General features: G+C 67.1%; 23 protein-coding genes. 12 read left to right on the top strand and 11 right to left on the bottom strand.

Translation table 11 applies throughout. The features are described from left to right. Positions 1–403: 403 nt before the first annotated feature. Both INT51_RS21255 and INT51_RS21250 read right to left on the bottom strand, forming a co-directional pair. On the bottom strand, positions 404–697 hold the full coding sequence (locus INT51_RS21255; protein WP_193107404.1) for a hypothetical protein: 294 nt from the start codon (positions 695–697) through the stop codon (positions 404–406). A 248-nt stretch (positions 698–945) separates the two neighbouring features. Then, the gene (locus tag INT51_RS21250; RefSeq protein WP_193107403.1) at positions 946–1,935 is read right to left on the bottom strand and encodes a siderophore-interacting protein; all 990 of its coding nucleotides are present in this window, start codon (positions 1,933–1,935) and stop codon (positions 946–948) included. A 197-nt stretch (positions 1,936–2,132) separates the two neighbouring features. Between INT51_RS21250 and INT51_RS21245 the strand changes: the two genes are divergently transcribed. The 4 genes from INT51_RS21245 to INT51_RS21230 all read left to right on the top strand — a co-directional run bounded on the left by INT51_RS21245 (position 2,133) and on the right by INT51_RS21230 (position 6,068). Then, positions 2,133–3,107, top strand: coding sequence for an ABC transporter substrate-binding protein (locus INT51_RS21245; protein ID WP_193107402.1), 975 nt, complete (start codon positions 2,133–2,135; stop codon positions 3,105–3,107). Between the two features lie 74 nt (positions 3,108–3,181). After that, entirely contained in the window at positions 3,182–4,189 is a 1,008-nt protein-coding gene (locus INT51_RS21240) for an iron chelate uptake ABC transporter family permease subunit (protein ID WP_304502280.1), read from the top strand. A gap of 125 nt (positions 4,190–4,314) precedes the next feature. Further along, positions 4,315–5,292: an iron chelate uptake ABC transporter family permease subunit gene (locus tag INT51_RS21235; protein ID WP_193107401.1), complete on the top strand. Its 978-nt coding sequence runs from the start codon at positions 4,315–4,317 to the stop codon at positions 5,290–5,292. Next, positions 5,289–6,068: an ABC transporter ATP-binding protein gene (locus INT51_RS21230; RefSeq protein WP_193107400.1), complete on the top strand. Its 780-nt coding sequence runs from the start codon at positions 5,289–5,291 to the stop codon at positions 6,066–6,068. Before INT51_RS21235 ends, INT51_RS21230 begins: the two co-directional genes overlap by 4 nt. 182 nt (positions 6,069–6,250) lie before the next feature. Here the strand turns inward: INT51_RS21230 and INT51_RS21225 are convergent, their stop codons facing one another. Next, entirely contained in the window at positions 6,251–7,051 is an 801-nt protein-coding gene (locus tag INT51_RS21225; protein WP_193107399.1) for an ABC transporter ATP-binding protein, read from the bottom strand. Next, complete coding sequence (locus INT51_RS22880) at positions 7,048–7,332, bottom strand: iron chelate uptake ABC transporter family permease subunit (RefSeq protein WP_193107398.1); 285 nt, start codon at positions 7,330–7,332, stop codon at positions 7,048–7,050. Before INT51_RS22880 ends, INT51_RS21225 begins: the two co-directional genes overlap by 4 nt. On the opposite strand from INT51_RS22880, the gene INT51_RS21215 reads away from it, so the two are divergent. After that, positions 7,214–8,093 (top strand): IS5 family transposase gene (locus tag INT51_RS21215; RefSeq protein ID WP_193107397.1). Its coding sequence is split into 2 segments (ribosomal slippage): positions 7,214–7,561 and positions 7,563–8,093, totalling 879 coding nucleotides; the frame shifts between segments, so codons are not numbered across the junction. The genes INT51_RS22880 and INT51_RS21215 overlap by 119 nt on opposite strands. Before the next feature lie 289 nt (positions 8,094–8,382). Here INT51_RS21215 and INT51_RS21210 read toward each other — a convergent pair. From INT51_RS21210 to INT51_RS21195, 4 genes are all read right to left on the bottom strand, one after another. Continuing rightward, positions 8,383–9,363: an iron ABC transporter permease gene (locus INT51_RS21210; RefSeq protein WP_226986029.1), complete on the bottom strand. Its 981-nt coding sequence runs from the start codon at positions 9,361–9,363 to the stop codon at positions 8,383–8,385. Continuing rightward, positions 9,335–10,000: a trans-aconitate 2-methyltransferase gene (locus INT51_RS21205; RefSeq protein WP_193107395.1), complete on the bottom strand. Its 666-nt coding sequence runs from the start codon at positions 9,998–10,000 to the stop codon at positions 9,335–9,337. The genes INT51_RS21210 and INT51_RS21205 overlap by 29 nt, the downstream gene beginning before the upstream one ends. Positions 10,001–10,104: 104 nt before the next feature. Continuing rightward, a complete protein-coding gene (locus INT51_RS21200) occupies positions 10,105–11,112 on the bottom strand; it encodes an ABC transporter substrate-binding protein (RefSeq protein ID WP_193107394.1) in 1,008 nt (335 codons plus the stop codon). 350 nt (positions 11,113–11,462) lie between these two features. Next, a complete protein-coding gene (locus tag INT51_RS21195; RefSeq protein WP_193107393.1) occupies positions 11,463–11,894 on the bottom strand; it encodes an Hsp20/alpha crystallin family protein in 432 nt (143 codons plus the stop codon). Positions 11,895–12,171: 277 nt separating this feature from the next. Between INT51_RS21195 and INT51_RS21190 the strand changes: the two genes are divergently transcribed. From INT51_RS21190 to INT51_RS21180, 3 genes are all read left to right on the top strand, one after another. Further along, positions 12,172–12,423, top strand: a complete 252-nt coding sequence (locus INT51_RS21190) for a ribbon-helix-helix protein, CopG family (RefSeq protein ID WP_193107392.1) — start codon at positions 12,172–12,174, stop codon at positions 12,421–12,423. Continuing rightward, a complete protein-coding gene (locus INT51_RS21185) occupies positions 12,420–12,659 on the top strand; it encodes a hypothetical protein (RefSeq protein WP_193107391.1) in 240 nt (79 codons plus the stop codon). Before INT51_RS21190 ends, INT51_RS21185 begins: the two co-directional genes overlap by 4 nt. A gap of 153 nt (positions 12,660–12,812) precedes the next feature. Further along, on the top strand, positions 12,813–13,760 hold the full coding sequence (locus tag INT51_RS21180; protein WP_193107390.1) for a tyrosine-type recombinase/integrase: 948 nt from the start codon (positions 12,813–12,815) through the stop codon (positions 13,758–13,760). A gap of 40 nt (positions 13,761–13,800) precedes the next feature. Here INT51_RS21180 and INT51_RS21175 read toward each other — a convergent pair whose 3' ends face one another. The 3 genes from INT51_RS21175 to INT51_RS21165 all read right to left on the bottom strand — a co-directional run bounded on the left by INT51_RS21175 (position 13,801) and on the right by INT51_RS21165 (position 16,518). After that, positions 13,801–14,121, bottom strand: coding sequence for an Lsr2 family protein (locus tag INT51_RS21175; RefSeq protein WP_193107389.1), 321 nt, complete (start codon positions 14,119–14,121; stop codon positions 13,801–13,803). A gap of 354 nt (positions 14,122–14,475) precedes the next feature. After that, positions 14,476–15,840: a PepSY domain-containing protein gene (locus INT51_RS21170; protein WP_114306491.1), complete on the bottom strand. Its 1,365-nt coding sequence runs from the start codon at positions 15,838–15,840 to the stop codon at positions 14,476–14,478. 45 nt (positions 15,841–15,885) lie between these two features. Then, the gene (locus INT51_RS21165; RefSeq protein ID WP_114306490.1) at positions 15,886–16,518 is read right to left on the bottom strand and encodes a DUF5134 domain-containing protein; all 633 of its coding nucleotides are present in this window, start codon (positions 16,516–16,518) and stop codon (positions 15,886–15,888) included. 108 nt (positions 16,519–16,626) lie between these two features. On the opposite strand from INT51_RS21165, the gene INT51_RS21160 reads away from it, so the two are divergent. From INT51_RS21160 to INT51_RS21145, 4 genes are all read left to right on the top strand, one after another. After that, a complete protein-coding gene (locus INT51_RS21160) occupies positions 16,627–17,010 on the top strand; it encodes a BlaI/MecI/CopY family transcriptional regulator (RefSeq protein WP_096166792.1) in 384 nt (127 codons plus the stop codon). Continuing rightward, positions 17,010–17,855, top strand: a complete 846-nt coding sequence (locus tag INT51_RS21155; RefSeq protein ID WP_193107388.1) for a M48 family metalloprotease — start codon at positions 17,010–17,012, stop codon at positions 17,853–17,855. Before INT51_RS21160 ends, INT51_RS21155 begins: the two co-directional genes overlap by 1 nt. Before the next feature lie 78 nt (positions 17,856–17,933). Further along, entirely contained in the window at positions 17,934–19,862 is a 1,929-nt protein-coding gene (locus tag INT51_RS21150) for a cytochrome c oxidase assembly protein (RefSeq protein WP_258772473.1), read from the top strand. Continuing rightward, positions 19,859–22,198: a cation-translocating P-type ATPase gene (locus INT51_RS21145; protein ID WP_226986028.1), complete on the top strand. Its 2,340-nt coding sequence runs from the start codon at positions 19,859–19,861 to the stop codon at positions 22,196–22,198. Before INT51_RS21150 ends, INT51_RS21145 begins: the two co-directional genes overlap by 4 nt. Positions 22,199–22,201 lie beyond the last annotated feature (3 nt).

Here is a 22,201-nt window from a genome sequence, read left to right as displayed (position 1 = left end):
GGCACCAACGCGCCTACCCCACACCCCGCTGCTACACCCTCATCTGCGAAGAGCCTCATAACCCTGGGGGCGGCCCTCGCCGAGGTTGGCCTCACAAGCACCGAGTTGCACGCACCCACGCCTGTGGGGCCGTAATGGCGGCGACACCCGTAGACGTTGTCGGGGGAGTGCGGGGGCGCGATCCGTGCACCCCATGAAGGGGAACCTGACCCTGCGGCTCACCTCCACCCGCCATGCTGCGCATACTCCGAGTGGTGGGGTCGGCACGGTGGGAGGACGGGTCGCTCGAGTGGCGCTGGTTAGTGATCGTCCGTGATCATCCACCGTTACCTTTCTCTGCAGGGGTACCTCTGGCAGGTTGAGACGCCGAACGACTACGGAGGGTCGCCAACGGCAACGGTCGTTAGGGCGATTCAGCACCGATGTGTGAATAGCTCGCGCTGGGGACCGCGGGGACGTCCTCGGCAGCAGGTGCCCGAGATGCGTCCTCGGATAGGACGGCGCGGAGGATCAGTGTGAACGCCTCGTCATCCTCGCGGAGGATCGCGGCTATGTCGGGCCTGCGGTCGGCGGTGGGGTACTGGGTGTAGTACTCATGCACTGCGGCGAAGAACCTGTCTTTCGCCTCCGGCGCCACCTCGGGGGAGTTTGCCTCGAGCCAGATTTCTGCCTCGAGGCGCTCACTCGGCGTGCTCACTAGGTGTCCTCTCGCTGTGGTCGGCCTATCCTGCGTACCCCTATTTGGCCAGATGGGACGTCATTGAGTGTATGAGAGGCGTTGCGGTTGGCTCCGCGTCCGACGGGCCGAGCACTACGCGCGGCGATCAGGAGAGCCGGACCCCGAGTCACCCCCCCCCATCGCTCCGAGAACTGCGAAACAGCGGTAGGCGCCCCTGTTGCTGCACCCACGGCGCCTCCCCATGCGCTTATTCCTCCTGGGGTGGGTTAGGAACCCTCGGCGCGGCCTTTTCGCCAGTAGCCCATGAATGCGACCTGGCGGCGGTCAATCCCGATGTCCTGGACAAGGTAGCGCCGGATATCTTTGACGGCGGCGGCTTCACCAGCGATCCAGGCGTAGAACGGGCGCTCACCCTGGGGAGTGTCGGTCCCGCTGTTGCGGGCTGCGCCGCTCAGGGCCCGAGGGACGTCCCACAGGATGGTCGCGTCGATATCGATGTCGTCGAGGTCAACTGCCTGGGCGTCGCTATCGGGAGCGGGCTGGACGGTCTCGCGGACGGCTGCGCGCATGAGGTCACCGTGGTCGCGTTCACCTCGAACGAGCCAGGTCACCTCCATGCCGGCGGGGACGTCGAGCGTGAGGATGTCTCCGGCGTGCGGGACTTCGAGGATCACGTGTCCGGTGAGGGTTTCTGCGGCGAATGGGGGCTGGGTGAGGGACTCGAGGATCGAGGCGATGGCCGGGACGGCGGTCTCGTCACCGGCGAGCAGGAGGTGACGGGCCGTGCCGGGATCGAACTCGATGCCACCTCGACCTCGGGGCACATCTCGAGCGGGTCCGATCACGTGCAGGCGGCTACCGATCTCCGCTGCGGTGGCCCAGTTGCTCGCAGGACCCCCATCGCTGGCTTCGCTGGTGTGCAGGACCATGTCGACGATCAGTTCACGCTCGGCGTCGCGCCACTCCCGCACGGTGTAGGTGCGCATGGATCCACGCACGTCCTCGTCGAGCTGTAGCCACGCCTGGTACCAGGACAGCGAAGGATCCTCGTGGTTGGCGAGGAACGAGGGGAGATCGAACGTTGGGGCGCCGTCGCCGGGCGGGATGATCAATTTGAAGCGGAGGTCTTGGGGGTGATGTTCGATGCCAAAGCCCTCCATCCCGGCGCCACTGAGCGTGACTCGGCGGAAGGAGTGACTGAGGTCCTCGATCGCGGTGACCTCGGCCTCGAACGCGGTAGCCGTCGGGCGTGGCATGGGGTGCTCCTGAACGTCGGGGCAGGTCGGGACGGGTGCCATCACGTGAGTGGAGGCCGACCTGTGTTACTTAGGTTAGCCTATCCTTGCACTAGCCATGGTGTGGTCGCAGCGCACTTGCGCGGGCTCCACTTTGTCCTACGTGTCCTCTCGCTGGTTCATCAGCGAGGTGGCCCCATCCCGATCGAAAGAGTCCGATGCAGCGTCGTCGCTTCCTCACCCTGTCCAGCCTCTCGGGCCTGAGCGTGCTCGGTCTCGCCGCGTGTTCGGGGTCCGAGTCCGCCAGTGAACAGGACCCCGGCCCTGGTGGTGAGCAGGCTTTCTCCTTTACTCCCGCGAACTACGACGGGGTCACGATTTCGTTGGACCAGGCCCCGGTGAGGATCGTCGCGGACATCTACTCCGCGGCGGCGCTGCAGCCGTACGGCATCGAGCCGGTCGGGGTTTTCGGGTTCGGCGCCACAGGGTCGGGCAAAGGGGACCTGGATCTTGATGCGCTGAATGTCCTGGGGCTCGAGGGTGAGCTCAGCCTTGAGAAGCTCGCTGCTGCAGCGCCTGACCTCATCATCGGGGTCGGGAACCAGGAGGGAACGGGGTGGACCTGGTGGGAGGACGAGGTGAGGGACCAGGCCACCGAGGTCGCGCCGTTCCTGCCCATTCGCATGGGTGGAACTCCGCCGGAGATGATCCAAGAATACCGTGCCCTGGCCCAGGCGCTGGGGGCCGACAGCGACGGAAGCGAGATCGCGACGGCCGAAGAGGACTTCAATGCCGCTCGTGAGCGGCTCCGGACGGTCACCGGACAGAAGCCGGACCTGACAGTCCTGGCGTTCAACACCACCGGAGACGTCATCTACACCAGCACCACCCATGGCGTGCTGAACATGCTCGCTGAGGATGGCGTGGCGCTCGTGGGCCCCGAGGCCCCGGAGGAGTCCTCCTGGGCCGAGGTGAGTTGGGAGAGCATCGCGGACTACCCCGCCGATGTGATCCTTCAGGCCGAGACGTCGGTCGGGTACGAGGAGAACCCGCTGTGGCTGTCCCTGCCCGCCGTCGAGGCCGACCAGATCGGAACCTGGGACGACAAGCGGGCCTACACCTACGTCGCGCAGACCGCGTGGCTGAACGAGCTCGCGGCCGTCCTGGAGGACTCCGAGCGCATCATCCCGTGACGTCCCCACGGGCCTCTCGCCACCCCGCGGCCACCCACCCAACACCCCCCGCCGATGCCACGCAGCAGCTCGAGGTGGTCTCACGGCCACCCGTGATCCGGGCGATCGCCCCTCCCGCCCTCGGCGCTCTCACTGTCGTCGCGGTGATGGCAAGCCTCGTGGTGGGGGACCGCTCGATCTCACCCGGGACAGTCGTGGACGCGCTCCTATCCACGGACATGTCCGTGATCGATCATCAGGTGGTGTGGGGCTCCCGGGTTCCACGCACGGTTGCCGGGGTCGCGGTGGGGGCCGCGATCGCGGTTGCCGGAGCCCTCGTCCAGGCCCTCACACGTAACCCACTGGCCGATCCCGGCATCCTCGGGGTCAACGCCGGAGCCGCGGTAGCGGTTGCTGCCGGCGTGTCCCTGCTCGGTATCGGCGGGATGCAGGGCCAGTTGTGGTGCGCCGTGATCGGGGCGTTCATCGCGACGGTGGCTGTCCTTGCCATCGGGGCGGCCGGCCGCGGGGGCGCCGACCCCATCCGACTGACCCTGGCCGGCGTGGCTTTCGCCGCGGTCATGACGGGCCTGACCACGGCGATCACGCTGTTGGATGTCCGAGCGTTCGATGCGATGCGCACCTGGAGCGCCGGCTCCCTCGCCGTGCGGGGTATAGGGCCGACGCTGCAGGCCCTCCCGTTCGTCGCGATCGGGTTGCTTGCCGCCGCCGCCGCAGCGCGCTACCTCAGCTCCATCGCCCTGGGAGATGATCTCGCCACCACGCTCGGCGTCCCGCTCTTGCGGGCGCGCCTCTTGGGGATCCTGGGCATCACCACGGCCTGCGGTGCTGCCACGGCGATCGCCGGTCCCATCGGATTCGTCGGCCTCATGGTGCCTCACATCATCCGGTGGATCGTGGGCCCCCACCAGGGGTGGATCCTCGGACTCTCGGCACTGGCCGGCCCCTGCCTAATCCTCGGCGCCGATGTCCTCGCGCGCGTAGCGACCCCCGGTGGCATGCCCGTCGGAGTCGTCACCGCGTTCCTCGGCGCGCCCGTGCTGATCGCCATGGTCCGTACCCGGGCGGTGTCAGGCCTATGACCACACCGACAACCCACGCAACCACCACGAGGACACCGAAGGCACGGGGGCCCCGGGTGATCCCCGTCCCCACCCGCCTCGGGGGTGTCCTGCACCTGACGGTTCGCAAGGCGATTGTCACGCTCGTGATTCTCCTGGCGGCTGCCCTCGTGCTCGTCGTATCCGTCGGGACCGGTGAGGTCCCCATCCCCGCCGGCCGCGTCATCGGCGCGCTCCTGGGGACTGGGGACGCCGGCGACATCCTGGTCGTCCGGCAGTGGCGGCTACCGCGAGCACTGGTCGCTGTCCTGCTCGGGGCATCCCTCGGTATCGGCGGCGCGATCTTCCAGTCCCTCACCCGCAACCCGCTGGGAAGCCCGGACATCATCGGGTTCGGCACCGGCTCCTACACGGGCGCGCTGGTCGTCATCCTGTTCCTCGGCGGGTCCTCGCTGGGCACCGCCGGCGGCGCTCTCCTCGGTGGGATCCTCACCGCTTTCGCGGTCTACCTGCTGGCCCGCACCCGGGGAACGGGTGCCCGAGCCGGGCTCCCCGGGTTCCGTCTGATCATCGTCGGTATCGGTGTCTCCGCGATGCTCTCAGCGGTCAACACCTGGATCATCCTGCGCGCGGAGGTGGAGGACGCCATGCGCGTCGCGATCTGGGGAGCAGGATCCCTCAACGGTCTGTCCTGGAGCCACGTCCGCCTCTCCGCCGTGGCCGTCCTCCTCATCGCAGTCTTCGCCACGGTGCTCTCCGAGCGGATGCATTTGCTGGAGATGGGGGATGACCTCTCGACCTCGCTGGGCATCCGGACCGAGACCACTCGCATCCTGCTCATCGTCGTGGGGATCTCCGCCGTCGCGGTCGTCGCCTCGGTCGCAGGCCCGATCTCGTTCGTGGCGTTGGCGGCCCCCCAGATCGCTCGGCGCCTGACCCACGACAGTGGCGTCGCCATCGGCCCCGCTGCCCTTGTCGGAGCGTTCCTCCTGCTGGGCAGCGACTACATTGCCCAACGCATCCACCCCCAGACACCATTACCCGTCGGCGTCGTCACGGTATCGCTCGGCGGGGCCTACCTCGTCTGGCTCCTCATCCACGAAGGACGGAAGGGACGGTCATGACCACACGCCTCCAGGTCGACCACGCCACCATCGGCTACGGCGACCGCAGCGTTATTCAGGACCTCGACATCTCCGTCACCGACGGCTCGTTCACCGTCATCATCGGCCCCAACGCCTGTGGCAAATCCACTCTGCTGCGGTCGATGGCCCGCCTCCTAAAACCCACAGCAGGCATCGTCAGCCTCGATGGCAAGAACCTTGAGGACATGTCTTCCCGCGCGATCGCGCGCATCCTCGGCCTTCTGCCGCAGAGCGCGATCGCCCCGGACGGCATCCGCGTCCGAGACCTCGTCGCTCGTGGTCGCTTCCCCCACCGAGGGTTCCTGGCCCGTAACACCCCCCACGACCTCGAGGTCATCGACCAGGCGCTCGAGGCGACCGGCACGACAGACCTCGCCTACCGCCTCGTGGACGAACTGTCCGGGGGACAACGCCAACGCGTGTGGATCGCGATGGTCCTCGCCCAGGAGACCGACCTCCTCCTCCTAGACGAACCCACTACCTTCCTCGACATCGCTCACCAGATCGCCGTCCTGAACCTGTGCTCAAAGCTCCACCGCGGTGGAAGCACCGTCGTCGCGGTCCTCCACGACCTCAACCACGCCTGCCGCTACGCCTCCCACATCGTCGCGATGCGCGATGGCCGCATCGTGGCCCGCGGAGCACCGAAAGACATCATCGACGCCGACCTGGTCAGGGACGTCTTCGACCTTCCCGCCATGGTCATCGATGACCCCGTCACGGGCACCCCACTGGTCATCCCCACCGCTACATAGGCGGGGGAGCACGCTACTCGGGGCTCAGAAGCGATCGGGGACGATTGCGCTCAGTGCGCATAATCAGAGGTATGCGCCCTACTGAGCGCTCGCCCGACCTTTGGGTCTCGTTGGCACGGGAGCACGCCCCGCGGTAGCCGGTGGCATCAGGGGTAACCAGCCTGTGGCTTGGGCGGAGCCGGTCAGGCAGCGGGTAGCGGCCCGGTGACCCCAAGGATCTGGACCGACAGGCGTTCGCCTGCACGCGCGATCTGTGCTTCGACGCCGAAGACCTTGCGTAGGGTTGTGGAGGTCAGCACCTCGGCGATCTCACCCGCTGCGTGGACTCGGCCGCTATCCAGGACCACCGCTTGGTCGCAGTATTGGGCTGCCAGCGAGAGATCGTGCAGGACTACAACGACCGTCAGACCACCGCTCGTCAGCTGGTTCAGCATTGACAGCAGCTGGTGCTGGTGTTTGATGTCCAGGTGATTTGTCGGCTCATCCAGCAGTAGCACGGCGGGTTCTTGTGCCAGTGCACGGGCTGCGTGTACTCGTTGGCGCTCTCCACCGGACAAGGTCCGCCAGCGCCGGCGCTCGGTTCCCGTCATCCCCACTGAGCTCAATGCCAGGTCGCAGGCATCGACGTCGTGCGGGCTCTCGAGGGCTAGGCGTGCTCGGTGGGGCAGTCTGCCTAGGGCGACAACATCGGCGACAGTGAGATCGGTGTCGGTGTCGCTGGCTTGCTCCATCATGGCCAGCTGACGGGCTCGGTCCCTGCGAGGGAGCTCCTTCAATGGTCGATCTCCGACTCTTACCTGCCCGGATGTGGGAGCGGACACGCCCGCCAGGATATGGAGCAGCGTCGACTTGCCGGAGCCGTTCGGGCCAAGTAGCCCCGTGACCTTGCCTTGGGTAGCAGTGAAGTCGATCCCGTCCAGGATCGGCAGTAGGCGTCCCCGTACCGAGTAGGTGAGTTGCTCGCCGTGTAGCGACAGGGTCATGTCCGCTCCTTACGGCGCAAGACGATCAAGAAGGCCGGAACACCGATCAGTGCAGTGATCACTCCCACAGGCAGCTCCCGCGGAGCGAGAACTATCCGCCCAACCAGGTCAGCTAGGGCGTGTCTCCCAAGTTGAGCCGCCCGCGCTCGCGATGCTGGGCGTGTGAGTCGTCGTTCCGAGTTGAGTGATGAGCAGTGGGCGCGGATCGCGCCGCTGATGCCGCAGGTCAGCGGCCGTTCTCGGCCGTTCAGGGACCACCGGCAAGTAGTCGAAGGGATCATCTTCCGCTATCGGTGCGGGGTGGCGTGGCGGGACCTGCCTGAGCGCTTCGGCCCATGGCAGACGGTGTGGAAGCGGCATCGCCGGTTCAGTCGTGATGGGACCTGGGACAGGATCCTCGCCGTGGTGCTTGCCGAGGCCGACGCGGCCGGTGACATCGACTGGGCGGTCAGCGTGGACTCAACGATCAACCGGGCGCATCAGCACGCCACCACCCTTCCCCGCAGCACAGGGGGCCGACGCGAATCACATGAATCAGGAACTCGAGCCGCCTGACCATGCCGTCGGCCGCTCTCGCGGTGGCCTGTCGACGAAGATCCACCACGCCGTCGACGGCAAGGGCAGGCCACTGGCCGTGCTCGTCGGACCTGGCCAGGGCGGGGATACTCCGATGTGCCTGCCGTTGTTGAACGCCATCCGAGTCCCCCGCCTTGGCGCCGGGCGACCACGGACCCGCCCGGACGCCCTGCTTGCAGACAAGGCGTACTCCTCGCGGGCTATCCGCTCAGAGCTGCGGCGTCGCGGCATCGTGGCTGTCATCCCAGAACCTCGCGACCAGCAGGGACACCGGAAGCGGCGAGGCTCACGCGGGGGCCGGCCGGTGGCCTACGACCCGGCGCTCTACAAGCAGCGCAACGTCGTCGAACGCGCCTTCTGTCTGCTCAAGCAGTGGCGTGGGCTGGCCACTCGCTACGACAAGCACGCCGTGACCTACCGCGGCGCCGTCGTCCTCGCAGCCATCATGACGTGGCTGCGCGCGTAGAACCGTCGCCTCGTTCTTACCGCCTGCGACGTCGCATCAGCACGTACGCAACGGCGCCAGCAACCACTGCGCCGGCAAGAGCGAGACCGACTGAGAGCCCTGCGCCGCAGGGGACCACATACCCGAAAATCGAGTAGCACTCGGGCGGGTTCCGATCAATCCCGGAGGCCGGGAACAGCAGTAGAACGATCAGGATTCCGACCGCTGCCGCGCTCAGAGCCACTACCCATCCGTCGCGCCGTCGCGATCCTCGGAGGCCTTGATCCGTCATCGCTGCCACCTCGCAGGCTTAGGAGATGGCCCGCACGCTATCGGACCCTCGGTGGCGGCAGTCTTGGGAGACACGCCCTAGCAGGAGAAAGACTGCGCCACCGAACGCACTGGCGGGCAACAGACGCCGATGCTGGGGACCGATCAGGGCACGGACCGCATGCGGGACGATCAAGCCGACGAAACCGATCGCCCCCACAGCGGACACCACGACCGCCGTCACCGCAGCGGTGGCGACCAGCGCGATGCTCCGCACCGCGGTCACAGGCACCCCGAGCGAAGCGGAGGCAACGGCACCGAAAGCGAAGGCATCGAGGTCGGATGCGATAAGTCGTGCCACCACCAGGGCAATGACGGTTACCCCGACACATAACGCGACAGCAGGCCAGCGCGCGGCTGCCAGTGACCCGGTCAGCCAGTACGTCAAGCCACGCGCGGCGTCCGCGTCGCCCCACCCGAGCAGAACCAACGATGTCATCGCGGTGAAAAGCTGCCCGACCACGACCCCGGTCAGGACCAGTCGTCCCGTGTTTGAGGCGTGCTGCCCGAGCAGGGCGAGGACCAGCCCGAAAGCGACCAACCCGCCGACCAGGGCGCCCGCCGCCAGGGAAAGTGCCCCCGCGCCGAGCCCGGTGACCATCACCAAAACAGCCCCGGTCGAGGCCCCCGAGGAGATGCCCAGAAGGTAGGGCTCCGCCAACGCATTTCGGGTGACCGCCTGCAAGAGCGCGCCGCAGGTCGCTAGACCAGCACCGGCCACCGCAGCCATGAGCGCACGGGGGGCTCGAAGTTGCCAGATCACCGAATCGGCCAACGTCGACAACGGCTCCACCGGCAGGCCGATGTGGCTCCCTAGCGATCGCAGCGTCTCTGACCATCCGATCTCACCGCCACCGACCACGATCGACACAAGAACGCCTGCGACGAGCACCAGCCACGCGCCGAGTACCGTCGCGATCTGGCGAACCCGCTCAGCGCTGCGCGAGGATGACGAAGTCATCGAGGTGCTGCCAGATCGGCCCCGCCTCGCGGAACTGCGCGGCACGCATCGCGGCGACATGGAACGCGGCGCTCAGATCCGGGTTCGGCGGTCTGTTCGCGAAGCGGCGCTCCCGTTCGGAACGAAGGGGCGCGAAGTGAGGGTGATCAGCGATTCGAGAAAACCAAGTGTCCCAGGTCAGCGCGCCGGATGCCTGATCGCGAGCCTGGGTAGCCGCGTCATCCCGGCGACTCAGCTCTTCGAACAACGGACGCCCCTCGAGCTGACGCAGATGATCGGCGTTCATCAGCACACCGCCAGGGAGCAGAAGCTCGCCCACCTCGCGGTAGACCCGGCTCAGCACATCGGCCGGCAGCCAGTGCAACGCGGTCGAGGACAGCACCGCGTGCGGCCGCCGACCACCCAGAGCCTCAATCCACGTCGGGTCCCAGAGATCCGCCTCGCGGAAGGTCACCCGATCACCGTGCTCGGCCAGGGCGAGTCGACCGAGCTCGAGCAGCATCGGGTCGTAATCGACAGCAAGACAGCTCATCCGCGGGAATCTCCGCAGTACCCGATCCGAGATCGACCCCGGACCGCATGCGAGGTCCACTACCAAAGCGTCCTCGGGAACCGTCTCGGCCAGCACGTCGAGCATCACGGCGAACCGGTCCTCGCGCCGGTTGATGTACGAGGCCTGCTGCCGGTCCCAGCTCTCCAGATGATCGCGGGCCCACTCGGCCACAGCATCGACACCCCTGCTCATCGGTGAGCCCCCTCAAGCTCGACCAATGCTTCTGACAACGTCTCCAGCGCATTGATGCTTCGCACGGACGGATCCATCTCGGTAGCTGGGATCGCGACCATCCGGTCCTCCCGCACCGCAGCGAGCTGCGCGGTGACCGGGTCAGCACGCAGGGTCTTGATCTTGTCCTGTGCGCTGTCGCCGTCCAGGCCGCGAGAGAGGTCAGCCAACACCAGCACATCAGGATCACGCTGGGAGATCTGATCCCAGCTGGTCTCGGTCCACTGGGCGTCCAGATCATCGAAGGCGTTCTCGGCGCCGGCGAGCTCGGTCATCGTCTGCGGTAGGCCGGCATTTCCGGCCACGATGGGAGCGCCGTTAATAGTGGAGTAGATCCAGGCCACCTCCACCCCGTCCAGAGCCTGAGCCGAGGCAGCCACCTGATCCAAAACCTCCTGCTGCGCGTCGATCAGATCCTCGCCCCGGTCGGCCACATCGAAGATCGTCGCGATATCGGTCACCTCAGCGAAGATCTGCTCGAAGCCTCCTTCGGCAGAGACCAAGTTCGGGTCCTCGCAGTCGTTCGACGACAGATACGCCGGGACCTCCAGGTCACGCAACTCGCTGCGTTCTCCCACCGCATCGGGGGCAAACGCAGAGGCCCGCATCGAGTAGACAAAGTCCGGATCCGCCCCGCGAAGCTGCTCCGCCGTCGGGTACTGATCGGCCAGTACCGGGATCTGCTCATAAGCATCTGCGAACTCCGGCGCGACAGCGTCAGTCAGGTAGCTGGTACCCGCCATCGAGTCACCAAGCCCGAGCGCCAACATCATCTCGGTCGATCCCTGCTCCAGCGTGACCGCACGCGTGGGCACGCGATCGAACGCCAGTTCAAGCCCGCAGCTGGTCAGCTGAGCCGCTGCCACGCTGTCATCAGAGGAGGGGTCGGCCGAGGGGGAACTGCAAGCCGCGAGCACCACAACAGATGCCACCACAGCCATACGGGTAATGGGAATCATTCGCATGACATGAGTATATGTCGCGCATGGACGCGGCTCTGACCACAGGTAGGCCTCGAGTTGAGGTGATCCGTACGACACCGGCGCCTCGCCGCGCCGTACGTTAATCTCCACGCCTGTCGTCCTCGGCAACCCATCCGTCGCTCCGCTGCGGGTGGGGGATGGTCGATCGGGGAGCCCCGGAAGCTGATGCGCATAGTCGAAGTTATGCGGACCTGTTGCTTGCGCAGCTCGGCACCGTGCTGATCATCATCGCGAGTAAGTGGGCGGCGGTTCCGGTTGTTTGGCTTCCTGAGCGCCGGAAGGCCCCCGGCTTCGCGGGGAGCCGGGGGCCTTCGGTGAGGGTGATCGAGTGATCAGGTCGCTGAGGATTCGATCTGCTGGGGAGTGTTCTGCGTGGTGATCTCGATCTTGCGGGGCTTGGCCTTCTCGCTGATCGGGATCGTCACGCTGAGCACGCCGTTGTCGTAGCTCGCGGCGATGCGCTCGGTGTCCAGTCCCTGTCCGAGGCTGAGCTGGCGCAGGAAGGTTCCTCCCGTGCGCTCGCGGGTGATCCACTGCGCCTGCTCATCGGTCGCGAGGGTCCGCTCGGCGCGAATGGTCAGCAGCTGTCCATCGACATCGACATCGACGGACCCGGGATCGATGCCCGGCAGGTCAGCGGAGAGAACGTAGTGATCGCCGGCGCGATACAGGTCCATCGGCATCTGCCGAGGGCCCCGTCGCCCGGGGTCGAGGAAGTTGCTCGCGAGACGCTCCATCTCACGGAACGGGTCGTAGGTAGCCATGATGTCTCCTTCCTGTCGCGGCCACCTCCGGGAATGGTGGCCTACCAACCTTGAGTCCCTTCGACTCAACTGCGAGCAGATTAGCACTCTCCCCCGGAGAGTGCCAGCCTTGAAATCTGCCCATAGCGGCTGCTTTAGCTGCCCTCCCACAGCAGGGTCGGGCGCCCCCGGGTGCGCCGCGCGCCTCGGTGAACGACGGCTTGTGCAGCCCATTGTGCTTAGGTCGCGCATGGCCCGGGCTAGCTATGCCATCGATATACGTATTACAATATCCGGCATGAGGAAGATGCAAGGTAATGAGGTCCCCGAGGATCAGGTCGATGCCTGGGTTGCTGAAGCCGAAGCTGGCTACGACGTGGAGCAGCTGCGCAAGCGCGGACGGCCCACTCGCGGTGAGCAAGCGGCACAGGTTGTGCCGGTGCGATTCACCGACGAAGAGATTTCCTCGCTGATGCAGCGCGCTGATCGCGAGCACCTGAATCGCTCCGAAGCGATCCGTCGAGCAGTGCGAGAGTGGACGACCGCGTGAGGGTCCGGCCCTCAGCGCTCAAGCACGACATTGCTCCCGAGGAGTCCATTCACGCGGCCAGCACTGCGGTCTACGTAGCGCCACTGGATGAGGAGAACCCGCAACGCGAGCTGCGCCTGGGGTTCGACACTCATGCCCGTCTTCTCGAGCTGGTGGTGTTGATCTGGGATGACGGCACCGAGGAGATCATCCACTCGATGCGCGCCCGCAAGCAGTACCTCACGCTCATCTCGTAATCCGATCCCGCCGCGAGGCCGGCAGCCCCGGAGTGGGCGCACGAGCGGAGACGCCTTGGGGGAGCCGCCCGTCTAGTGCGCATAATCAAGATTATGCGTACTAGGCCGGGGTGTCGTCGTGGTCGGGGCCGGGTCGCGCTCTAGCGTGAGCGGATGAGCGAGTTCTTCGAAGATGCGGCCCGGGACTGGATCGCTGAGCGGCGTGCCGTTGGTCGCACGATCAGCGTGGAGACGGCGAAGGCCTATCGCGGCGATCTTGCCTCGTGGAAACGCTATCTGGAGGCACAGTTGGGCTCCGTTGTGCGGGTGCAGGACCTTACGGGGCCGGTGATCAAAGCTGCACTGGCGGAGATGAACAACGCCGAGCTCGCACCGGCCACTCGCCGTCGCCTGGTGACGACTCTGCGCGGGCTGTGCCGGTACCTCGTCCTGGAGTCCCGTCTGCCAGTAGACCCTATGGCCGCGATCCAAGCACCCCGCACCCCATCACGCCTGCCGGTGGCGTTCACTGATGGCCAGATTTCTGCACTCCTTGCCGCAGCGCAGGCCGAGGACCCCAAGGCGCGTCCGGCAGCGCCGCTGCTGGACGTGGTGATCGTGCTGATCCTGGCGGCCGGCGGACTGCGCGCGAGCGAGGCCGCCGGCCTCCGCCTCCTGGACTACCGCCCGGGCGACGAGCCCTCCCTGCGAGTGCTCGGCAAAGGCCGCAAGGCACGCACCGTCCCCTTAGACCCCGGCGTCGCCGCGCAGATCGACATCTACCTGGCCTGGCGGGCAGAGCACGCCGCAGGCGATGCCGACACGACTCCCCTGCTCATTCGACCCGATGGCCGAGCACTAACCCGCGACACGATCTCCTACCGGATCAATCGGCTCTACGCACGCGCCGGCATCGTCAAACCCGACGGTGAAGCAGCCCATGCGCTCCGCCACACCTACGCCGTCTCGATGGTCGACGTTGGTGTTCCCATCTCCGAGGTCCAGCAACTCCTGGGCCACGAGAGCATCGCCACCACCGGCATCTACCTCAAAGCCTCCGCCGCGCACCTCCGAGCCGCATCCGCAGCGCCGTCAGCAGCGCGTCTACTCACCGGCCAGTAGTCGTAGCCAGTTGAGCGCCGCTCTCGACGGGTCGGTGCGGTCAGTGCGCTGCGTCGTACGCGTCGCGGATCTCCTTGGGAATACGGCCCCGTTCGCTGACCTCGTAACCGTTCTGGTTCGCCCAGGCGCGAATCTTGCCAGCATCGCTTGAGGAACCCACACCTCGGGTGCCGGGGATACGTCGTCCCCCGACACGGCGGGCTTTACTGGTCCATTCGCTGAGCTGTTCGCGCATCTGCTGGGCGTTGTCGTCGTTGAGGTCGATCTCGTAAGAGACGCCATCCAGGGCGAAGCTCACCGTGCCGGTGGCTTCCGAGCCGTCAGTATCGTCGGTGAGGATTACCTGAGTCTTGCGCGCCATTCTTGTGCTCCTTGCATGGTTCTGGACTGAATAGCGCGATAGTACCGAACAGATCTCCAAGAACCCTGCTTACTGCTCCGTCCTAGACTCTCTCCATCGACCCAACGGAGGTTCAGCAATGTGCGGAAGATTCACGCTGGCATTCGGTCTGAGCATTGTCCGTCAGGTGCAACGTGGGCGAGTCTAGGCAGTCGCAGGTTGCCACGTGTAGTGCCCCCTGCGCCTCAGGGGTCCGATTTCAGCGGATCCGGCGTCCGCATCAGATCTCACTGTTTTCACGTCGCTACTGCGATGCTGGCGGTCTCCGCTCGTAGCCGAGGGCAGTGATGCGGTGTGTTGACCTCTAGCTCATGTCTACTCGTGCCGAGCGGTTGCGCTCCGGATGATGGTTCTGGCGAGGTCGAAGGCTACGAAGGCGACGAGGGTGACTCCGAGCAGGGGGAGTGCGAGGCCGAAGACTGCGGCGATCGCGATGAGGATGCCGTAGGCCGCGGTGGTGTCGACCCGGCGCCCGGGAGCGGTAGGAAGCCCGGTACGCGGTGGCTTGGGGCGGCGTCGCCACCACATGCGGTACCCGATGACGATGAGCGTGATGACGGCTCCTGCGATGGCGATGAGCAGGAGCTGGTTGAGCCAGCCGAAGAGGATGCCCATGTGGAAGGAGATGCCGGCTTCGGCGAGCTTCCCGGCGACGGGCCAGTCGGCGAAGCGCACGGTCTCGACGACTGTTCCTGAGGCGGGGTCGATCGCCATGGAGTCCTGCTTCAAGGGCCAGGACCTCTGCACCTGGGAGACCACCCACGCCCCTCCGTCGGTGCTCGGGGTGATCGCCACCGGGTCCGTCAGGCCCTCGGCACGGGCCACGTCGAGCACGCTCTGCGCGGTGGCAGGGACCTCCGCTTCGGCGACCGGGGTGGTGGTCGCCGCCTCGGAGGAGAGGTAGGGCGTTGACCAGCTCAGGCTCTGACGCAGCGCGCTGAAGTTGCCGCCCGCGAACTGGGACCAGGTCAGTCCGGTGGCGGAGAGGAAGAACAGTCCGATCGCGGCCCAGACGCCGATGGTGGCGTGCAGGCTCATGGAGCGCTGGCGCTGCGGTCCTTTCCGCTGGGGAAGGAGGTAGGCGCGGGCGGTGCGGGCGCGGACCTTGCGGGTGACCCAGATGATGAGTCCGCTGAGGGCGAGGACCCAGAGCCAGCTGGCGGCGACCTCGCTGTACCAACGGCCGGCGTCACCGAGATGGAGGTTGCGGTGGAGATCGTCGAACCAGGTCCGCAGCGGCAGCCACTCCCCGAAGGTGTTCAGCACGCCAGTCACCTCCCCGGTGTAGGGGTCGACGAAAGCGGTGAGCTGCCGATCCTCGCGAGCGGAGGGGGAATCAAACGTGACACGAGTGGTGGACTCGGAGTCCTTGGGCGGGCGGATCTGCGTGATCGTGCCGTCGGTGACCTCGCTCTGCGCGGCCTCGATCTGCTGCGCCAGTGGCACCATCTCTGTGCCCGCTGGGGCGCTGGCGTGGAGTTCCTTGTCGTAGACGACCTGTTCGATCTGCGGGGTCAGCGCATAGAGGATGCCGGTCGCGGCGGCGACGAGGAGGAACGGAGCGATGAACAGCCCGACGTAGAAGTGCAGGCGGAGGGTGAGCTCTCGCAGCTCGTCGCGCAGCCGGCGCGGACGGGAGGTGTTGCCTCCGGTGGGGCGGGGCGGGGCTTGGGTGGCCATCAGGTCGGGCCTTTCGCGGTGACGGGGAGGTGGCGTGAGCTGAGCTCACATGAGGGCGAGCATGAGCGCCATGCCTGCGGCCATGAGGAGGTGGCAGGCTGAGTGGGCGCGGTGCGCCGGATCGCGGAGAAGGCGCACGAGCCACCACACGGCGATCACGGCGCTGAGCACGACGGCCCCCCAATTGACTGCCTCCGCCCAGACGGGGGTCGGGGTCATCTCCATCGCCATCTCGTCCCCGGTACCGCCGCCGTGGTGTCCGGCGTGCGCATCGGCAGAACCTTCCATGGCGTGGCCCATCAGCAGCGGCATCGCCAGCAGCATCCAGATCATCGCGGCGTTAAGAATCACGTGGCTGACCACTCCGGCACGCTCACCCACGGCGTGGACAGCGGGTAGGCCGAGCAGCATCACAACGCCAAAGAGCGCGAAGAGGGCGACCTGAATCCAGGTCCCGGCCGTGCCGACTGGTCGCCACACCATCAGCAGCATCGCCAGGCTCATCACGAGGTGGTTCACGTGCACTGCCGTCGCTATCGGCCCATTGTGGGAGGCGTGCACGGACTCGGTGGTCACTGCGGCGGGCGTGCGATGGCTCTGCGCGAGGTGCAGTGCGCAGAGTACGGCCGTTGCGAGGAAGATGGCGGTCAGCACGAAGGACCAGGGAGACTCAATCACGATCCCGAACTCTACACGCCGTAGAAATAATAGGGTGCGGCGAGTCCGCTGGGCTGCGATACCGTGTGGCACGCTGCAGGCGTACAGACAGCAGGAAGCGGTGGGGTCATGGCGGGTGTGAGATCTCGGTCTGCCGGAGCGCTAGAGGCTCTGGTGATGCGCGCCTTGTGGACCGCCGCCGCACCACTTAGTGCCAGCGCGATCCAGGTGACCTTCGATGACCCCGCACCCGCCCAGACCACGGTCCTGACGGTGCTGTCCCGGCTCGAGACGAAAGGGATGGTCACCCGACGAGCCCTCTCCCCCCGGCGGGTCACCTTCGAAGCAGCCGTCAGTAGCGCGCAGGCGCACGCCGCCGACATGGTCGAGGTGCTCGAGGACGCCCAGGACCGCGAGGATGCACTGATGGCCTTCACAAACAACCTCTCCGAGGCCGACCTCGATCTGGTGATGGATGCGATCACCTCACGGCGTTCTCGCCGGGAACGATGATGATCTGGGCGATCGTCGGGCCGTTAGTGACAGGCCTCGCCGCGGTCCCGCTCTCGGCGTGTCTTCTCACTCGTGGGACGTGGCAGATCCGTCGTCCGCGTCGCGCGCTGGCGGCGTGGGCTCTCACCGGCGCACTGGGACTAGTCGTCACGATCGTGGCCGTTCTCGTCGCGTCCGCGCTGTCGCTGTCGACGAGCTCTGCTGGCGCCCCGATCGAGGGGCTGGCCCTGACGCTCATCGCCTGGGCCGGGCTCGGAGGTCTTGGTATCGCGGGGTCCCTTACCCAGCTGCGCCGGGTCGATCTCGGCGAGGAAGATGACGATCGGCCAAGCATCACCGAACTGCTCTCCCGCCGGCGGACAGACTCCTGGCAGATGGGCACCATCACCGTCGTGGAGATCGAGGACCCGCGCTATGTGGCCGTGGCTATACCGGGCACGCCGTCAACGATTTTCGTCTCGCGCGCTGTCCAGCACGCACTGCCGCCCTCCTACCTATCCGCTGTTCTCGCCCATGAGGCAGCGCATCTCAGACAGCACCACACACTACTGAGGAGGCTTGGAGCGTGGCACACGGCGTGCTTGCCCAAACGTTCCGGCCTGCGAAGAGAGCTCGCTTCACGGATCACGCTGCTCACCGAGCTGGCCGCGGATGACGCTGCAGCCTCGAAGGTAGGTCCGGCCCACCTGCGGGCGGCCCTGGCCGCTCTCAACCGCCTCACCCCCTCCCGCGAGCTCGGAGTTCGCGCCGCTCGAGTCAGCGCACTCCACCCACAGCACTGCGCGCCGGACGCCTTGCCGTCTTCGCGCACCCCAAGCGGACATCTGCGCCCCGAGCATCGCTGAGTGGCGCACGGGAGACGTCCGCGACATCGCGACCTGTCGCCCCGAGACCAGTATTCGACATCTTGTAGAGTCGGCGTGGTGAAGCAGAGAGCAGTGGCCTTCGCGCTCGGCGCGCTCCTCGTCGCAATACTTCCTGCGATGGCCGCGAACCTGCTCGGCGGCCCCTCCGTGTACGAGGACATCCACCGAGGGTTCCCCGGAACAGGGACGGCCGTGACTGCCGCCGCGCTGCGCGGTGCCGCAGACCTCGCGGCCGTGACCTCCCTGGGCGCCGTCGTCGCGGTGCTGTTCCTGCATCCGCGCGGGAAGAGCGAGGCAGGCCGGCTGCGATTCGGCCCGGACCTGCGCCTCCTCACTTGGGCGTCGGGCGCCTGGACCGTGCTGGCGGCGGCGAACCTGATCGTCGCTGCACCCGAGTCCAACGGCGTCGAGCTGGGCCGCCTCCTGGAGCCAGGTGCGTTCGGACCGCTCTACACGTTCGGCTACATGCCCCGGGCATGGACCGTGACCCTGTTCGGAGCGCTGGTCCTGTGGCTGTGCTCCTACTGGGGCACGCGCTGGACGACGCTGCTGCCGGGGCTGTGGGCGGGGATCATCGGCGCGCTGGCGCCGGTGGTGGTGGGGCAGATCCTCGTCGGTCCGAACCATGACATCGGCGGGGATGCCGGCGCGCTCCAGACCATCGCGGCAGGAGTCCTCCTCGGACCGGTCCTGGTCACCGCCGCGGTGCGGCTGATCCGCAGCGGGGAAAGGGGCCCTCTCGACGAGGGGCTCGTCCTCCGCGTCGGCCTGGTCGGGGCGGTCGCCGTGCTCGCGGCGGAGCTCGTGGTGACGTGGTTCAAACTTGCCGGGAGCGATCCGTGGGCGAGCGTGACCGGCGTTCTCACCCTGGTGCGTCTTGCTCTTCTGGCAGCGCTCGTTGTCTCTCTCGTGGTGATGCGGCGCAGGGGCTCTCACCGGATGGCGGTCCCGGCCCTGCTGATCACCGTGTGGGTGGCGATCGGTGCGGCGATGACTCGCATTCCGCCACCGCAGTACTTCGTGCCCACGAGCATCCCTGAGGTGTTCATGGGGTTCGAGGTGCCGGATGCGCCGACCTTCGCGACGCTGATGAGCACAGGGAGGCTCAACCTGCTGTTCGCCGTCCTCGCCGTCGTCGGCATCGCGTCCTATCTCGCGATGGTGATCGTCCTGCGCCGCCGGGGCACGAGATGGCCCATCAGCCGCGTACTGCTGTGGTGTGGCGGCTGGCTGGTCGTCCTCGCGGCCACGAGCTCCGGGTTCGGAAAGTACTCCGCCCCCGACTTCGGCGTGCACATGGTGGTGCACATGAGCCTGTCGATGCTCGCTCCGATCCTCCTGGTCCAGGGCGGGGTGATCACGTTGATCCTGCGCACCGCACGCGCGGATCGACGCCGGGCGGGCGTGCACTCATGGGTGACGCAGATCCTGCACTGGCGGCTGCTGCGGACCCTCTACCACCCGGCGGTCGTGTTCGTCATCTTCATCGGCTCCTACTACGGCCTGTACTTCACTCCGCTGTTCGGCACGATGATGCGCTTCCACTGGGCGCACCAGCTGATGAACCTCCACTTCCTGGCCACGGGGTACGCGTACTACAGCCTGATCATCGGTGTGGACCGTCCGCCGCGCCCGCTGCCCCATATCGGGAAGCTCGGCTACACCTTCGCCGCGATGCCCTTCCACGCCTTCTTCGGAGTGGCCATCTACTCCTCGCCCACGCTGTTCGCCCAGACCTACTACGACTACCTCGCACTGCCGTGGGCGAACCTGTGGGAGTCCCAGAAGATGGCCGGCGCGGTGGCCTGGGCGGGTGGGGAGATCCCGCTGATCATCGCGATCGTCGCACTGTGCATCCAATGGGCGCGCCAGGACGACAAGGAGGCCCGTCGCCGGGATCGGCACCTCGACCGCGGCCTGGACACCGAGTTCGACGCCTACAACGACATGCTCAAGAGACTCTCGGACAGGGAGCGCACCCGATGAACCACACCCCCACCGCACAGGCCGCCCCACCAGCCCTCTCCCTGGAGGAGCGGTACACCTTCGACGTCTCCGGGATGACCTGCGCGGCATGCGCGAATCGCATCGAGCGGAAGCTGAACAAGCTCGACGGCGTCAGCGCCACCGTCAACTACGCCACCGAGCGCGCCGTCGTCACGGGCATCACCTCACCGGCGCACGCGATCGATGTCATCCGCGGCGCCGGGTATGACGCCGCCGAGCACGACGACCAGGACGACGAGTGGTCGCGCCGCGCCAACGAGAACCGCATCGTGAGCCTGCGGCGCAGACTCATCACCGCAGCACTGCTCACCGTCCCCCTGATGGACCTCACCATCGCCCTCGCACTCGTCGAGCAATGGCGGTTCCCCGGCTGGGAACTGCTGTGCGTCCTCCTCGCGGTCCCCGTCATCACGTGGGCGGCATGGCCCTTCCACCGGGCTGCCTGGAGGAACCTGCAGAACCGCTCCGTCAGCATGGACACTCTCGTCTCCATCGGCATCCTCACCTCGTTCGGCTGGGCCCTGGTCTCGATGCTCGCGGGCATCGACGCCGCCGACGGCGTGTGGCTCGGCATCGGCGAGGTCCCCGAGGGCGCCAACGCCCTGTACCTCGATGTCGCCGCGGGACTGACGACCTTCCAGCTCGCGGGCCGCTACTTCGAGACCCGCAGCCGGCGCCGCGCCGGCGACGTGCTCGGCGCGCTGTCCGCCCTCGGGGCACGGGAGGCCCGCCGTCGACGTGACGGGGTCGAGACGATGGTGCCGGTCGAGGAGCTCCGCACCGGGGACGTCGTGCTCGTGCGCCCCGGCGAGACGATCGCCGTCGATGGCCGGGTCATCGAGGGCACTGCTTCGCTCGACACGGGCGCCATGACCGGCGAGTCACTCCACCGCACGGTCGGGCCGGGCGACGAGGTCATCGGCGGCTCCGTCTCCGCGGACGGGATCCTCGCCCTCGAGGCGACCCGGGTGGGTGCCCACACGCAGCTCGCACAGATGGCCGCCGTCGCAGAGCAGGCGCAGATCCGCAAGGCCCAGGCCCAGCACCTCGTCGACGCCGTGGTGCGCGTCTTCGTGCCCGTCGTCCTCGTCCTCACCGTGCTCGTCGCGCTTGCCTGGCTCCTTGCCGGTGCAGACGTGTCCACAGCGGTGACCAACGGGATCAGCGTGCTGATCATCGCCTGCCCCTGCGCCCTCGGCCTCGCCACCCCCACGGCGCTCATGGTCGGCGTCGGACGCGGCGCGCTGCTCGGGGTCCTGGTCAAGGGACAGGACGCGCTGGAAGCCAGCGGCAAGGTCACCACCGTCGTCCTGGACAAGACCGGAACCCTCACGCTCGGCGCCCCGCGCGTGGTCGGCATCCATGCAGACGGTGTCACCGCCGAGCAGCTCATGCGCCTGGCTGCCGGCGTCGAAGCATCCTCCGAACATGCCGTCGCCGAAGCACTCCGCACCCACGCCGCGACCATGGTGGCCGACATCCCCACGGCCACCGAGCACATCGTCTCCCCCGGTCACGGGATCAGTGCAACGATCGACGGGGAGAGCATCGCTGTCGGCAGCCCGGCCTTCCTGCGTGAGCGCGGCGCCCACGTCAGCGAGCCGCTGGCGGAGACCGTCAATGATGCCGAGCGGGCAGGGCACTCCACAGCGCTGGTCGCACGAGGCACGGAGGCCATCGGGGTGATCACTCTCTCCGACGTGATGAAGCCGGATGCCGTGGAGGCCGTCGCCGCATTGCACGAGCTGGGGCTGCGGACGGTGCTCCTCACGGGTGACACCCCGGCAGCTGCCGAACGGGTAGCAGGCTCCCTCGGCATCCCGGACGTCCGTGCCGGCGTCCTGCCCACCGAGAAGGTCGCCGTGATCGAACAACTCCAGGACGAGGGACACCGAGTCGCCATGGTCGGCGACGGCATCAACGACGCCCCCGCCCTCGCAGCCGCCGACCTAGGACTCGGAATCGTCACCGGCACCGACGTCGCCCTCAAGACTGCCGACATCATCCTCGTCCGGGATGATCTCTACGCGATCGCCGACGCCATCACCCTCGCCCGCGCCACCAACCGCACCATCCGCACCAACCTCATCTGGGCCTTCGCCTACAACATCGCCGCCATCCCGATCGCCGCGATCGGACTACTCAACCCCCTCATCGCAGCCGCCGCGATGTCCCTCTCCTCCGTCTTCGTCGTCCACAACAGCCTCCGCCTCCAAAACATCCAAACGCTCCGCCCTTCCGCAGGCCCGGCACCTCGGGGGCAAGGAGCTAGGTCGGAGACGACCACGAACGCGCGAGCCGAGATGCATCAATGATGC

This window comes from Brachybacterium sp. FME24 (assembly GCF_014897705.1).
In the GTDB taxonomy this organism is placed as follows: Bacteria; Actinomycetota; Actinomycetes; order Actinomycetales; family Dermabacteraceae; genus Brachybacterium.
The sequence above is the reverse complement of the archived record's forward strand: the minus strand, read 5'-3'. Positions and strand labels throughout refer to the sequence as shown.